The organism is Streptomyces sp. NPDC001617, from assembly GCF_053596855.1.
Genome location: NZ_JBSFHA010000011.1, coordinates 39,033 through 54,256, shown reverse-complemented (window position 1 = coordinate 54,256; position 15,224 = coordinate 39,033). Strand labels below are relative to the sequence as shown.

Sequence of the window (15,224 nt, the reverse complement as noted above, 5' to 3'; positions counted from 1 at the left end):
AAGAACTGCGTGGCCAGTGCGGGTGGCACGGCGGTTCCATGCATGCGGACTTCGTGGCAGCTGAAGCAGAACGCCGCCTCGAACAGCGCCAGGTCGAACTACGGCAGGTTCGGGCGGGGTGGTGTCGTGAACTCACCGTCACATTTCGGGCCCGGGTGAAACGGTGACGGCAGCGGGGTGATGTGCCCGGCGTCCGCGATGGTGCCGACGTGCTCCTGAAGGGCGGGGTGAGGACGGCCGTCGAGCACGCGCGGTGCCGTACAGAGCGTCAGCGACCGAAGGTAGCCGTCGGCTATCCACACACCGATCAGCGGCATGACGAAGGAGAGGGGCTGGCCTGCGAGGAGGCTCAGCACCACAGCAGCGGTCAGTACCGTGACCGGCGGATAGAGCAGGATGAAAGCCATGGTGGCCCGGGCGGTCTCCGAGCGGGAGGTGGACGTCCCGTTCCGATGGATCGCCATGCACGCCACGACGAAGATCGCCACAACCGGGCCCGCGCTCAGCGCGGCGTTGAAGCGCAGGTCGACGGAGGCGAGTCCCGTCAGGCCTGACCAGGCGATCAGGTTCGCTCCGATCACGAGGGCGCCCGTCCACACGATGACCCGCCGGCCCGGCTCGCGGTGTCCGTCCTGGCCAGGGGCCAGGACGGACACGTCGGTACCGCGCGGCAGTAGCCACAGGCACAGGGCAACGGCGATGATTCCCAGGCCCGCTCCCATGGCCGTGATCAGGCGCCACGCGTTCTCGACCGGCAGCGCGCCCGCCGTGTTCTGGGCGACGAATCCCGCGATGGGTATTCCTAGCGGAACTATTGCGAGTGAACGCCTGGCGCGGGTGGCCGCGTCCGCGCGGGCGCGCCTGCCTTTGGGGGCGGCGTTTTGGCGCGCGGTCCCGATCCTGGTGGCGGAGTCCTTGACGAGACTCAGGGTCAGGGGAAACGCGACGCCTGTGCCGATTCCGGCGAGCATGCTGAAGAGTCCCAGTTGCCAAGGGGCGGTTGCGAGTGCGCAAGCCCCGGACCAGAGCGTGAGCCACAGGAGTGCGGCGAGCGTCGCCTGCCGGAGCCCGAGGCGCCGGGCCAGCGCCACTGCGGCGTGGACGCCTGCCAGAACGCCCAGAAAAGCCGTGCTCCCGATCAGTCCCGCAGTGCTCGGTGACAGGTGCCAGCCGGGCTCGGTCTGCAGGGAATCGAGGAAGTTGGGGAACGCGACGAGCTGGTAACTCTGTGCGGCCAGGAGGAACAGTCCGAGTGGAACCAGACTGCGGCCAACAGGGGGTGTGACGGTATCGGACGGCATGCCGGCCTCCAGATGGGGAACGGAAGGAAGGGACCAGCGCCCGGGATGGAACCGGGGCCGCGGTTGCGGGGATCTCGCGGTCGGATGTCTTCTGCCGAACGCGGGGAGCGCGCCGGCCATGATTCGGCGGCGTCGAATCATGCGAGTTATTGCATGAGCAGAGCGCGCCGCCGGGGAACCTTCACGCCCCACCAGCGAATGTCCTGATAGGCGGGACATTATTCTGTTAATTGGGACTATGTTGGACCGTATGGCCGCACCCTGAAGAGGTCAAGTGGTGTGTGGGGTGATGGATGGGCGGCTGTGAGTCAGCTTCGGGGCGTGTCGTTCAGGGGCAGGGCGCGGTGGTAGGCGGCGACGGCCACCGCGGCGACCGCGACGTGCATGAGCACCAGTCCGATGATCCCGGCGGCATCGGCGTGCGGAATGTAGTCGCTGACGAGCATCAGCAGGTCGGGGACGAAGGAGATGACCACGACCGCGGGTACCAGCCAGGACAGCAGGGCGCGCGGCCGGGCCGACCACCTGCGGATCACCGCCCATCCGACTGCGCCGATGATGACGCCCAGGACAGTGAAGGTGACGTATGGCCCGGGCTGGAGGGGCTCGAAGTCGTCGGAGGCTCCGGCCGCCCGGGAGACAAGGGCGATCAGCGCGTCGGCGATGATCGCGGCCACGGTGCCCGCGATCAGCCATCCCGCGGCGGCGGCCCGGCTGGGCGCGGAGCGTATGGACCGCGCCGGTGCAGGGGTGGCGGAGGAAGGCGTGGTGGACATGGGAAGACTCCTTCGGTGACGGGCGGTCGGCCGCTTGGGGCCCTGTGTTCCGCCCGGGCGTCAGGCGGTTTTCGGAAGCGGCTGTCTGCACCACCCGCCACCTACAGAGCATGTGCGGGTTCAAGAGCCGGATCGACTACGGGAACGAGTACTGGGCCGGACCCACCGTGGGACTGGCCGCACAGGATGGGCTCCACACTTCGAGAGGATTGACAGGCGCCGGCTGCTCATGGGCATCGGGCATGCACGCGGACGCCGGTGCTCATCAACTGCGCACGACGTGCAGCACCTTGGTCTCGGTGTAGGACAGCAGGCCGGCCAGTCCGCCGGCCACGCCGAGGCCACTCCACTTGTGCCCGCTGAAAGACACGCCCGGTGCTGGCATGCCGTGCGTGTTGACCCAGGAGGTTCCGCATTCCAGCCGGGCCGCCACCGCCGCGGCCCGCTCCGCGTCCGCGCTCCACACCGAGCCGTCGAGCCCGAAGTGCGTACTGTTGGCCCGGGCCACCGCCTCTTCGACGTCGTCGTACGGGATCACCGGCAGAACGGGCCCGAACTGTTCCTCGTCGACGACGCGCACGCCGTCCTCGAGATCCCTCAGGATGGTCGGCGCGAAGAAGTGGCCGTCACCGTCCAGGCGCCGGCCTCCGGCGACCGCGGTGGCACCGCCGGCCAGCGCGTCCGACACCAGCTCCTGGACCCTGGCGAACTGCGGCGCGGTGGCGAGCGGGCCCATCTGGACGCCGGGGAGCATGCCGTCACCCACTTGGACCGACCGTGCCCGGTCCGCCAGGGCGTCGACCACCTCGGTGTACCGGGCGCGTGGTACGTAGAGACGTTTCAGCGCCATGCAGATCTGCCCGCAGTTGACGAACGCGCCCCAGAACAGCTTGTCGGCCATGGCGTCGAGGTCGACGTCGTCGAGGAGGATGCCCGCGTCGTTGCCGCCCAGCTCCAGGGTGATGCGCTTGAGGTCGGGCGCAGCCGACGCCGCCACGTGCTTTCCGGTGGCGACCGAACCCGTGAACGTCACCTTGCGGACCAGGGGGTGTTCGGCGAGCTGTGCACCCAGCGGGTCCCGGCCGCTGATGACGTTCAGCACTCCCGGCGGCAGTACGTCACGCAGAACGACTCCGAGTGCGAGCGAGGAGAGCGGCGTGAAAGGAGACGGTTTCAGTACCACGGTGTTGCCCGCCAGCAGGGCCGGCGCGAATTTCATCGCGGCCTGGATCAGTGGGACATTCCACGGGGTGATCGCCGCGACCACGCCCATGGGCTGGTGCAGCACCTCGATCCGCTCCTCGTCGTCGTCCCGGATCACCTCCCGGGGCACGTCGAGGGCGGCCGTGCCCCGCAGGGTCATCGCGGTCACCATGACCTCGAATTGGGCGTCGGCCAGGGGCTTGCCCTGCTCCAGCGTGAGCAAGGTGGCGAGCTCCTCGGCGCTCTCCTCGATGCGTGCAGCCGCGGCCAGCAGCGCGCTGCGGCGAGCGTCCATGTTGTCGCGCCAGAGCGGGAAGGCGTCGGCGGCGGCTTGCGTCGCGTCGTTCAGCTGGGCTGGCGAGCAGTCGGGCGCCTGGGCGAACACCCGGCCGGTGGCGGGGTTGTGCACCCCGAAGGTATCGACAGTGTGGACGTCCTTGCCGCCCACTGTCATCGGGTGGTTGTGCTCGGACACGGTGTCTCCTGGAGTGAGGGGCGGCCGGTGCCGTCAGGAAGGTGAGGAACGGGGCGGTGAGATCAGCGAGTACCGCGGGCGGAACGGGCCCGGAGTTCCGTCAGGACACGACGTGCATGCGGCAGGGAACGGTGTTGAGCTCGTCCGGTCCGTTCTCGCCCACGACGACGGTGCCGCCGATGTTGACGCGGTGCTGTCCTGTACAGGCGTTGGGTTCGAAAGCGAACGCCATGCCGGGGACGAGTTCCAGGTCGGAGATCGGCTCGACGGTACGGAAGACACGGCGGCTGTCCTGGCCGGGGATCTGTTCGGCGTTCAGCGCTATGTGCCCCGCGAAGGCCGCGGGAGTGAGACTGTGCACCAGGGGGGTCATGTTGTAGTGGCCGGCCTTCAGGAGGGGCTCGCTCATGGCCCGGGCGACGTCGAGGAAGGCGGCTCCCGGACGAAGGGCCCGGAGGCCGGCGTCGTAGCAGTCACGGGCGACGTCATGGAGCGTGTGCAGCACCTTCGGTACCGGCTCGACCGCGACGGACATCTGGACCTGTGTCTCGAATCCGCCGTAGCAGGACATGATCTCGGCCTGGACCAGGTCGCCGGGCTGGACTGTCCGGGAGGCGCCGCCGGCGTAGGTCCAGTAGGGCGGCGCCCAACCCGGGTCGTCCGCGCCGACACTCATGATGACGTGGGGATAGGTGGTGGTGCACGAGTTGCGGTGGAGGACCTCCACGGCTGCCGCGTAGATCTCGGCCTCGCGCACGCCGGGCCGGATCATCTCCAGCATGGTCTGGCAGGCTTCCTCGGCCGCCTGGGCGGCGAAGCGGACCAGTTCCAGTTCCTGCGGCGTCTTGGGCAGCATCGTCTGAGCGAAGTCGAGGGACATGTCCTCGAATTCGGCCTCAGGCAGGTTGTTGAGGACGTAGTCCCACATCATGTGGGTGATGAGGCCCTCCATTTCCCCCGCCGAGCTCCCGGTCATGCCGACCACACCGATACGACTGGACGTCAGTCCCTCTTCGGTGAGTGCCTGGACCACCCCGCGGCCGAACGGACCGATGCGTACATCGTCGATCCAGAAGCGCACGTCCCGCATGTTCGCGGCCAGGCGGCGGGTGTAGCGGTGGTGGGTCCAGGTGAGGTGGACGGGGTCGCGTTCGGCGAAGAAGACGACGACGCCGTCGAGGACCTCGTTGGCGAGGTAACCCTCGTACCGTTCGCGGCCCTTGAGGCCGAAGACGAGCAGACAGTCGAGGTCCTTGTCCCGCATGAAGTCACGCGTGCGCTGCCAGCGCAGTTCGCGGGCGGCGAAGGGAAGGACGGGATACTGTTTCGCGGTCATGCCCCTACCCCCTCGGTCGCCTCGACGAGATCGCTCTCCAGGATCCGCGGATCGGCGCCCGCCGCCTCTGCCACGTCCCGGTAGTACTGCAGCCAGTCGGTGCCCTCGGGGACATGACCGCCGCCGGCCATGAGGCCGCGGGTGAGCTCGGTGTCGTCCAGGGTGGCCGGGAGGTCCCCGGTTGTTGCGTACGCGTCGACGGCCTTCAGGAGGCGCCGCCGTGTCCGGCTGACCATCAGGTCCGAGGCGGACAGGTGCTCGTGGGTTCGGTCCACGACTGGTCCCATGCTTTCAGTGATCATCTTGTCCTGGATCTGGATGCCTTGCACTCCGGTGTAGTTGCCCTTCGCCTGGGCGTCCCGGTCGAGGAAGTAGTTGTTCTCCTCGGAGGGAGTGAGCCGCCACCTGCCGTACCAGTCCTGGTCGTTGTTGGGCTGGAGCAGGTCTGCCATGCGGACCTTGACGCCCGGCAGCTCCGCGACGCCGGCGTGGAACGCCGACCTGCCGTCCACCAGCGCTCGAGGCCGGCTGAGCTGGAAGATCATGGAGTGGGTGTCGTCCATCGGCAGCCAGAACCGCACGACGGGCTCTTCGACCTCGAAGGGGTTCTGGCCGGGGATGGTCCAGGACGGCAGCAGCTGCTGGGTGTAGTGCCAGTAGTCGGGGGCGAAGCTCTTCGGCCTGCGGTGGCCCTCCATGGTGCCCCCGGCCGTGTTGACGACCTTGGTCTCCACGGCCCTGCCACTGGTGACCCACTTGAGGACGAAGTGCTCGCCGACGTCCTCGGGGTCATGGCCGCCGTGGTGGAGGAAGGCGAGATGGGCCGCGTCGATGTCCCCCTCCATGCCCTGGAGCCAGTTGCACTCGCGCAGCCACATCTGGATCTCCAGCTCCTCGTCGTCGGCGACCACGCCGATCACGGGCAGCGGCGGCGGGGTCTCGCGCGACCCCATGTAGATCCAGACGAGGCCGTTGCGTTCCCGCACCGAGTAGGCCCTGGCGCGCACGCGGGTGGGCACGCGTCCTCCCGCACTGCTGGGAATGTCGGTGACGCGGCCCTCCACGTCGAACATCCAGCCGTGGTAGGAGCAGCGCAGCCCGCCGTTCTCGTTGCGGCCGAAGAACAGGGAGGCGCAGCGGTGCGGACAGCGGTGGTCGAAGATGCCCATCCGGCCGCCGCTGTCGCGGAAGCCGACGAGGCGCTCGCCCAGGGCCATCAGGCGGATCGGGGCACCATCGGCCTCGAACTCGGAGGACCGGGCTATCGGCAGCCAGAACTGGCGGAAGAACTCTCCGGTCGGACTGCCGGGGCCGACGTGTGTCAGCTTGGCGAAGGGGTCGGTCATGGAGCGATCCATCTCTGTACGAGGTCGATGGTTCATCCGGATCACCAGGCGCGTGCGGGCCCGACCAGGTTCATCCCGTCCAGCGGATACAGGTCGCTGACCTCTGGTGTGGCCCATCCGAGGTCGACCGGGTGAGTGACCTCGGCGAAGGTCAGAGCGAGCTCGAAGAGGGCCTGCTCCCGCGGGGGCATGTCGTCGAGGGGGAAGGCGTTCAGATGGTTCACGACCGCTTCGATACGGGGGAGTATGGCGGCGCACAGGTCACGCAGCTCCTCGATGTCGGCAGCGACCATCGCCTCCATCCGCTCCTGTGCGTCGCGCAGGCGCCACCGCTCCAGGAAGCGCTCCAGGTCGGCAAATCCTTCGGGAAGTCCGGCTTCTGCGGAGAGCTCCATCACTTGGCTCCGATCAGTTCGTCGACGAGTCCGTAGCGGTGCTGGAGCGCGAACTCCTGCAGGGAGAGGTACAGGTCGCTGATGGCACCCGACTCGAGGCCGCGCTGCACGTCCTCCATGGCGGCCAGGTCCTCCCGGGACACCGTGTACTGCAGGGCCCGGCTGTACGCCTGGGCCAGGCGGTCGCCGGCGTGCCGGGCCTTGCGGCCATAGACGTCGAAGACGACGCGGGAGTGGTTGCGGTCGATCGGCCAGACGGTGACGGTGCTGTACCAGTGCGAGCCGTTGAGGACGGCCACGTTGGGGAACTGCCACACGATGTCGAAGAACCAGGGGTGGTAGCGGGTGCGGTTCACCGCAGGCGGCAGCATGGAGAAGTCGGTCTCGACCGCCGGTGTCTGCTTGTACCCGAGGCCGTACAGGGCACCCTCGACGGGCGGGCTGACGTAGTCGGGGTTGGAGGGGTTGCTGGAGCGGATGTGGCGGTCGTACATGTCGACCACGGGCTTGTGCCGCATCGGGTTGCTCTTGCCGGCCAGCTTCGGCTGGGTGCGCCGATGCAGGAAGACGGTGTGGTACCCCTCCGAGAAGGCGTCCATGGCGATGTTCCAGTTGGCCCGGACGTCGATGGACCAGCAGCTGACCTTCTCCATCTCGCTGTAGTAGCCGTCGAAGCCCTCGGCGAGCTCCCCCAGCCAGTCGTCGAGCGGCTCTGGGTTGTCGCTGAAGTTGGCGTAGATGAGGCCGGACCGGACCTCGACGCGGATCGGCACCAGCCCGAGGCGGGACTTGTCGACGGAGCGGAACTGCTTCTCGTCCGGCACCGAGCGCAGCTTCCCGTCGCCGGTGTACGACCAGCCGTGGAGCCAGCAGGTGTGCGCGGACGACGTCCCCTCGGCGAAACCGCAGTCCGTGGGGATCACCTTCTTGCCGCGGTGGCGGCACACGTTGTGGAACGCACGCACCTCCCCGTCCCGGCCCCGCTGGACCAGCACCGAGATGTTGAAGGTGGGCACGTCCAGGACGTAGTAACTCCCCGGCTTGGGAAGGTCGTTGACGTTTCCGACCAGGAACCAGGACGGACGGAAGACCTTCTCGACGACTGCGTCGTGATACTCCTGCGTCAATTTGTCCTTGACGGACACGACGTCACGCAGGCCGGCGAACGGGTTGGGCGGGGGCGGGGTCCCGCCGGTGAGTGGGGAAGCAGGGCTGACAGCGGCTTCAGACATATGAACTCCATAAGTTAGGACGCTAGTCCTGTCACATGGGACCGTATGGGAAAGGGGCTCGCCTGGCAAGCGGAGTGGCCCGGGACGCCTTTTCCTGCAGGAAGGTTGACTGTGCCTGGCGTCCGGACTGCACTCAAGTCCGACTTGACCTCTGCTTGGTGCGGCTATACGGTCCCCATAGTGTCCCAATAATGCAGGTTTAATTCCTGACTATCAGGACACGCTCAGGTACATGGCAAGGAGGAGGCGTCCATGTGGGACCCCAGCAACATGTTTCTCAACGGGCCGTACGCACCCTGGCGAGAGGAGGGCGAGGCCTTCGACCTGGAGATCGAGGGCCGGCTCCCCGACGGGCTGAGCGGTGCCCTGTTCCGGGTCGGCCCCAGCCCGCTCCACCGCCCGCAGAACCCGAGCAGGTATCACTGGTTCGACGGCGACGGCATGGTCCACGCCATCTTCCTGCGTGACGGCCGTGCGACCTACCGCAACCGCTACGTGCAGACCGCGGGCCTGAAGGAAGAGATGGAGCTGGGGCGGGCGATCTACGGCGGTTTCATGAACGGCAGGGACACCCCCCTGCCGCCCGGCAAGTTCCCGAACAACCCCGCCAACACGCACGTGCAGCTGTACGGCAGCCGTCTGCTGGCCTTCTGTGAGGGCTACCCTCCGCGCGAGTTGCGACCGGACACCCTGGAGACGGTCAGCGAGCAGTACAACTTCCGCGGCGGACTCGTCGGTCCCCTGACCGCGCACCACAAGGTCGATCCGACGAACGGCGACTTCCTCACCTTCGGCAACATGGACGGCGCGATCACGTGGTACCGAGCCGACTGCGACGGGAACATCCTCGACCGTCACTCGGTCGACCTGGGGTTCCCCGCCCTCACGCATGACTACGCCGTCACCACCGATTACGCGATCTGGCTGGTCAGCCCGGCGACGGCACGCTTCGAGCGCATCATCAACGGTCAGCCTTCGACGGTCTGGGAGCCGGAGAAGCTGGACACATGCCGCTGGGCCATCCTGCATCGCAGGACAGGCGAGGTGACGTGGGTAGAAGCCTCCGACGCCTTCTCCACGTCACACTTCCTCAACGCCTACCAGGACGGCACGAAGATCATCGTCGACGGGCACCGCGTCGGCCAGTTCGGTCCCACCCTCAAGGACCTGGAGTCACCGCCGCCCGGCGGGGACTGGAACTGGTGGTTCAAGGAGATCATCACCACCCCCTGGCGCTGGGAACTCGACCTCGCCACGGGGAAGAGCAGGGACATCGAGGTCACCGATATCCAGGGAGAGTTCCCCCGGATCAACGATCAGCGAACCGGGCTGTCCCACCAGTACGGCTACTACACGACGACACGCGGAGCCGGCGACTGGTTCACCGACGGCCTGGCCAAGCACGACTACCGCACGGGCGAGACGTCGATCCAGGCACTCGACGGTGTCCTGACCTCCCCGGGCGAGCCCGTCTTCGTGCCCCGCCCCGGCGCCCAGGCCGAGGACGACGGCTGGCTGCTGTCGGTCTGGTGGGACCCGACCACCGACCGCAGCGAGGTCATCGTCCAGGAAGCCCAGGACTTCACCGGCACGCCCATCGCCCGGATCAAGCTCAACCACCGGGTCCCCCTGGGCTTCCACGGCAGCTGGTCCGACGCAGCCGAGCTCGACGCCGCGGTGCGCGGCGCCTGAGTCATCGGTGGTCCCTGGTCGGCGGGGTGCTACGGCTCCCCGTCGGTCATCGCATGCCCGCACTCGGCCCAGCGACTCACCCGCAGGACTATCTGAAGGCTCGGCATGTCGTCCGGCACGCGCTCCAGTCCGGAAGGGGCACGGCTCGACGGGCTGCTTCACGCATTCCTGACCCCCCTGCCGAGTACCGCGGTCCCTGTCCGGTGCGGCCGGAGTGGCGGAGCTGCACGCCTGCGGGGGAGCGGTTTGTGCCTGCTTGCCGGGGAATTCACCGGGTTTCGGCTCGCCGGACGCGGCCGGCCCTGAGTGCAAGGGGCCCGACCGGGGCGCGGCGTGAGGCGCGCAGCGCGTGCAGGCGGCTGCCGCCGTACGCGCACACGCCAGCCACTACGAATCCGCTGAGTCCGAACAGACGGACCGCCGAGTGGAGCCCGGCCGTCATGCCTCCCATCTCGCTGCCCCCCCATGCTCATTCCGATCTGAGCGGATGCCTGTGCCGTCATGCAGAGGAGCATCGTCGCCATGCCGACCGCGATACCCGAACGCAGTGCGAGCTCCACATGGCTGCCCAGCAGTGCGTCCGCTACGAAGGCGGCTGAGGGCAAGAGGGCGAGGAAGCGTCGTTCGCCGGGCCGCGAGACAGTCGATCCCGACGACGAACCACCCACAGAAGTGCGAAGAACGCAGTGGAGACGACATCGGTACGGAACCCCACCGAGGACAGACCGTTTCCGGGGATGCCACCGTTCCCGCCGCCCGAACCACCCGTTCCCGTCCCCATGCTCTGCATCAAGCCCTTGGGTAGACGTACGGTGCCGTGGCCGAGCAGCGCCGATGCCGTGAACAGGACCAGGGTGGCGGCGAGTGCCCCGCCGAACCGCGCCCAGAGCAGATCGGGTGTCGGGCGGGCCCGGCGACGCAAAGGCCGGAGGAAGCCGACCGCGAGCACTATGGTCTCCAGGAACGTCAGGGGCAGTGGTAGCGCGGACACCTGCCCGCCCAGTTCGAGGGTGAGACCATCACCTGGCATATCGCCCGGCGTCCCGGTCTGACCTCCGCTGGTCGCGGCCGAGCCGGAGTCGAGTGTGAGGTGACCGCCGACGGCCATGCTCAAAAGGGCCGGCACCAGCCGGGACAGCGCAATGCTGTTCTGGGCACCGAGCGCGAGTGCCGCGGTGACGCCGCAGGCCGACATCATCGCGGCCGCGGCGGTGACGGCGGCGCCGCCCTCCAGGGCGTGGCGACCGACGCTGCCGCGTGGTGCGGGGACAGGCGAGGACGAAGCGGGCATCGGAAGGCTCCTCCGAGGACGGGGGACCGGCTCATGGCCATGCCGAACGGCGCTTGACGGGCCGGAATTCATAGAGGTCGTGCAGGGCACCCTCGTCCGGATGGACGAGGCGGTACCGGAGTGACAGCCGACAGTGGCAGTTGCTGCTGGTTGTTCACCGGGAGATCTGTGGGAGTTGGCCGAGAGGCGGAACGGCGGCGGTGTCGGATTCGTGCCGAGACGAGGGCTGGCGTGGTCCGGGATCCGCTGCCGCCTCCAGCTGAGGTTCGCCGGCTGCCGCGACATTCCCAGGGCAATGATCAGCAGAACATTCCAGCCACTGGCGGTCAGGCACCGTGCCCTGGGTTGCGACGGACCCTGTATGGCAGCAAGGGGGGTAGAGGCAGCGCCGACCGAGGCTGCGAAGCCTGCCGTAGCGCTGTGATCAGGCCACCGTCACCTGACTCTCTGTCAGTTCTCGCATTTCTCTCCCGGGTCTCCCAGTGGAGTGGGTGAGAGTCGGGCTCTGCTCGCGTCCCCCTATGGAGCCGCACCCCATGTCCCGTCTCCGCCTGAGGAAGCCATGTCACCCACCCCGCACGGCACGGCTTTCACGCACAGCCCCGGCCGGACCGTCGCCTTCCAATCCCCTGGCGGGACCGCCCACGCCGGCTCCGGGAAGGCGAGCGTGGAGATCGTCGTGCCCGTCTACAACGAGGAACGCGCTCTGCCCGGCTGCCTGCGTACCCTGCACGCCCGGCTGACCGAGGGCTTTCCGTTCCCCTGGCGCATCACCGTCGCCGACAACGCCAGCACAGACGGCACGCTCACCGTCGCCCGCCGCCTCGCGGAGGAACTGCCTGGCGTTGATGCCGTGCACCTGGAACGCAAAGGCCGGGGCCTCGCCCTGCGCATCGTGTGGGGGTGCAGCGACGCGGACATCGTGGCCTACATGGACGTGGACCTGTCCACCGGTCTCGACGGGCTGCTGCCGCTCGTCGCCCCGCTCGCCACGGGGCACTCCGACATCGCGATCGGCAGTCGGCTGGCCCCGGGTGCGCGTACCGTGCGCGGGCCGCGCCGCGAGTTCGTCTCCCGCTGCTACAACGGAATCATCCGGCTCACCCACGGCGTCCGCTTCACTGACGCCCAGTGCGGCTTCAAGGCCGCCCGTACGGAGGTGCTGCGCCCTCTGCTGAAGGTGACCCGGGACGACGCCTGGTTCTTCGACACCGAACTCCTGCTGCTCGCCGAGCACAACGGGCTGCGCGTCCACGAGGTGCCGGTCGACTGGGTGGAGGACGTCGACACCAGGGTCGACGTGGTGAGCACGGCTACCGATGACCTCAAGGGCCTGTGGCGGATGGCGCGGCTCAAGGCCTCCGGCGCCGCCCGTGTCGAACTGCCCCGCCGCCCCGCACCGGCCGCCGAGCACCCGGACGCCGTTCTCGCGCCGCCCACGGGGCGGGGCGTGCTGTCGTGGGAGGTCGGCTGCTTCATCGCGATCGGCATCGCCTCCACCATCGGGCAGGCGCTGCTGTACTGGTTGCTGCGCGGCTGGTGGCAGCCCGCTGCCGCCAACCTGGTGTCGCTGCTGATCCTGACGGTGCTGAACACCGAGGCGAACCGCCGTCTCACCTTCCGGAAGGCCGCAACCCGGCCCGCGCGGGCGCATCTGGGCGCGGGCGCCCTGTTCGTACTCGGCTACCTGGTCACCTCCGGAGCGGTGCTGTGGTTCAAGCACACCGACCCCGGGGCCTCGGCGGCCGCCGAGACCGCCGTCCTGGCCGCCGCGTCCGTCGCGGTCACCGCCGTCCGCTTCGCCGTGCTGCGGCTCGCTGTCTTCCGCCGCAAGACCACCGCCTGACCCAAGCTGCGCCATCGAGACTTCTGACGAGAGCTGATTCCCTTCCATGAACGAGTCCCACCGGGCCCTGTCCGTCACCCCAGTGTCTGACGGTCTCTCGGAAACTCCTCCTCGCTCCCTGCCCGCCTGGGCGGCGCCGGCCGCTCTCGGCGTGATCCTGCTCGTCGCAGCCGTGCTGTACGGCTGGGCGCTCGGCTCGTTGGGCTGGGGCAACAGCTACTACTCCGCGGCCGTGAAGTCGATGGGGAAGAGCTGGACCTACTTCCTCTTCGGCTCCTACGACCCGGCCGGGGTCGTCACTGTCGACAAGCCACCGGCCGCGCTGTGGCCCCAGGTCATCAGCAGCAAGATCTTCGGGCTGCACGGGTGGGCGCTGATCCTTCCGCAGGTGATCGAGGGCGTGGCCGGCGTGTTCGTGCTGCACCGCACCGTGCGCCGCTGGGCAGGGGAGCAGGCCGCACTGCTCGCCGCCCTGGTGATGACCCTCACCCCCATCACCGTGGCCATCAACCGGGACAACAACCCCGACACGCTGCTCGTCCTGCTGCTGGTGTCGGCGGCGTACGCGCTCACCCGTGCCCTGCAGGCAGAGGGCCGGGCGGCGACCTGGTGGCTGTGCGCGAGCGGGTTCCTGATCGGGTGCGGCTTCCTCACCAAGATGCTCGCGGCCTGGATGGTGGTGCCCTCGTTCGCCCTCGCCTGGCTGGTGGCGGGGAGCGGTGCCTGGGCCGCGAGGGTCGGGCGGCTGCTGGGCGCGGGAGCCGTCCTGGTGGCGTCGTCCCTGTGGTGGGTTGCGATGGTGGCGCTCTGGCCGGGGGACCGGCCCTACATCGGTGGCAGCGAGAACGGGTCGGCCTGGGACCTGGTGGTCGGCTACAACGGACTCGGCCGGGTCTTCGGCTCCAGCGACGGCTCGTCGCAGGCCATGGCTGGCATGGGTGGGGGATTCGGCGGCGAGGCGGGTCTCGGCCGCATGTTCAACACCCAGGTCGGCGGGCAGATCAGCTGGCTGCTGCCGACCTGCGCCGTAGCCTTGGCGCTCGCGGTGGTGTGCACAGTCCTGTACCGCCGCGGGCGACTGGACCAGTCCGGCGTGCTGCCCGCCTCGGGTTGGCTGCTGTGGGGGAGCTGGCTGATCGTGTGCGTGGCCGTGTTCTCCACGCAGAAGGGCATCTTCCACCCGTACTACACCACCCAGTTGGCCCCGGCGATCGCCGCCCTGTGCGGTGGGATGCTGGCCACCCTGATCCGTGTTCACCGGGCCGGTGTGGCGTGGGCTGTCTGGGCCGGCGCGGCGGCCGTGGCGGTGACGGTCGGCTGGGCGATGGTTCTCGTCCGCCGTACGCCGGACTGGAACGGGTGGCTGATCTGGCCCGTGCTGCTGATCGGCTGCGCGGCGATCGCACTCCTTCTGTCCCGGCGCGGTGGCAACCTGCTCCTGGCCGGGGCGGCTGCCGCGGTGGTGTCCATGCTCGTGGCACCTGGGGCGTGGGCGGCGAGCGTGTCGGCTTCGTCGGGTTCGTCGAATCTCATGGGCGGCGCCAACCCGACAGCGGGACCGAGGAGTTCGCTGTCGGCCTTCGGATTGTCTGGCATACCTGGGCAGGGCTCGTCTGGGAATCAGGGGTCGTCGGGAATGCCTTCCGGGATGCCCTCGGGTATGGAGGGTTTCCCGGGCGGGGGTTCCGACTCGGGGCAGCAGAACGGGCAGCCGTCCGGGGGGATGCCGTCGGGGATGCCCGGTGGTGACCAGGGCGGTATGCCGAGCGGCCTCCCCAGCGGCATGCCCGGTGTGTCCGATGGCTCAGGATCGGCTTCTGGCGGTCTTCCCGCTTTCCCCGGCGGATCCGGCGCGATGTCCGGCGGATTCGGTGGTTCCAGCGGCTCGGCACTCACCTCCGACCAGCGCAAGATGCTCGACTACGCCGTGAAGCACTCACCGAAGGCCCGGATCAAGCTCGCTGTGTCAGGCGGCGCCAACGCCACCAGCGCGTTCATCCTGAACAGTGACGAGACGGTGATCGGCATGGGCGGCTTCATGGGCTCCGACGACGCGCCCTCGGTCGCCCAGCTGAAGAAATGGACCGGGAACGGTGAGCTGCGCTACATCGTTGGATCGGACAACGCCGGCGGTGGAGCGATGACGAGGCCCGGCATGTCACAGGAGAACGCCACTGGCCGCTCGGAGTGGATCTCCAAGAACTGCACCAAGGTCTCGGCGTCGGCGTACGGAGGCAGCACGACGTCTCAGCAGGAGACGGGTAGTGAGGTGCTCTTCGGTGCCTCGGTGCTCTACGACTGCGCCGCTCGGTGAACGGCAACAGAACGGAC

At 68.6% G+C, this 15,224-nt stretch carries 11 protein-coding genes; 3 read left to right on the top strand and 8 right to left on the bottom strand.

The window, feature by feature from the left end; all coding sequences use genetic code 11:
• Positions 1-98 precede the first annotated feature (98 nt).
• The 7 genes from ACWC09_RS11345 to ACWC09_RS11315 form a co-directional block, all read right to left on the bottom strand.
• Positions 99-1,301, bottom strand: coding sequence for an MFS transporter (locus ACWC09_RS11345; RefSeq protein WP_450850286.1), 1,203 nt, complete (start codon positions 1,299-1,301; stop codon positions 99-101).
• Between the two features lie 308 nt (positions 1,302-1,609).
• The gene (locus ACWC09_RS11340; RefSeq protein ID WP_232032810.1) at positions 1,610-2,077 is read right to left on the bottom strand and encodes a DUF6069 family protein; all 468 of its coding nucleotides are present in this window, start codon (positions 2,075-2,077) and stop codon (positions 1,610-1,612) included.
• A gap of 265 nt (positions 2,078-2,342) precedes the next feature.
• Positions 2,343-3,734: an aldehyde dehydrogenase family protein gene (locus ACWC09_RS11335; protein ID WP_450850361.1), complete on the bottom strand. Its 1,392-nt coding sequence runs from the start codon at positions 3,732-3,734 to the stop codon at positions 2,343-2,345.
• A 121-nt stretch (positions 3,735-3,855) separates the two neighbouring features.
• Positions 3,856-5,091 carry a M24 family metallopeptidase gene (locus tag ACWC09_RS11330; protein ID WP_450850285.1) on the bottom strand — a complete coding sequence of 412 codons (1,236 nt, stop codon included), beginning with the start codon at positions 5,089-5,091 and terminating at the stop codon, positions 3,856-3,858.
• Entirely contained in the window at positions 5,088-6,437 is a 1,350-nt protein-coding gene (locus tag ACWC09_RS11325) for a Rieske 2Fe-2S domain-containing protein (RefSeq protein WP_232032812.1), read from the bottom strand. The genes ACWC09_RS11330 and ACWC09_RS11325 overlap by 4 nt, the downstream gene beginning before the upstream one ends.
• Before the next feature lie 41 nt (positions 6,438-6,478).
• On the bottom strand, positions 6,479-6,832 hold the full coding sequence (locus ACWC09_RS11320) for a hypothetical protein (protein WP_232032813.1): 354 nt from the start codon (positions 6,830-6,832) through the stop codon (positions 6,479-6,481).
• Positions 6,832-8,064, bottom strand: coding sequence for an aromatic ring-hydroxylating oxygenase subunit alpha (locus tag ACWC09_RS11315; RefSeq protein WP_232032814.1), 1,233 nt, complete (start codon positions 8,062-8,064; stop codon positions 6,832-6,834). The genes ACWC09_RS11320 and ACWC09_RS11315 overlap by 1 nt, the downstream gene beginning before the upstream one ends.
• Before the next feature lie 252 nt (positions 8,065-8,316).
• Here ACWC09_RS11315 and ACWC09_RS11310 point away from each other — a divergent pair, with 252 nt between their 5' ends.
• Positions 8,317-9,756, top strand: a complete 1,440-nt coding sequence (locus ACWC09_RS11310) for a carotenoid oxygenase family protein (RefSeq protein WP_232032815.1) — start codon at positions 8,317-8,319, stop codon at positions 9,754-9,756.
• Positions 9,757-10,339: 583 nt separating this feature from the next.
• Here the strand turns inward: ACWC09_RS11310 and ACWC09_RS11305 are convergent.
• Positions 10,340-11,047, bottom strand: a complete 708-nt coding sequence (locus ACWC09_RS11305) for a streptophobe family protein (protein WP_450850284.1) — start codon at positions 11,045-11,047, stop codon at positions 10,340-10,342.
• A 562-nt stretch (positions 11,048-11,609) separates the two neighbouring features.
• On the opposite strand from ACWC09_RS11305, the gene ACWC09_RS11300 reads away from it, so the two are divergent.
• Together ACWC09_RS11300 and ACWC09_RS11295 are read left to right on the top strand one after the other, a co-directional pair.
• A complete protein-coding gene (locus ACWC09_RS11300; protein WP_232033570.1) occupies positions 11,610-12,893 on the top strand; it encodes a bifunctional glycosyltransferase family 2/GtrA family protein in 1,284 nt (427 codons plus the stop codon).
• A 151-nt stretch (positions 12,894-13,044) separates the two neighbouring features.
• Positions 13,045-15,207, top strand: coding sequence for an ArnT family glycosyltransferase (locus tag ACWC09_RS11295; protein WP_450850283.1), 2,163 nt, complete (start codon positions 13,045-13,047; stop codon positions 15,205-15,207).
• Positions 15,208-15,224 lie beyond the last annotated feature (17 nt).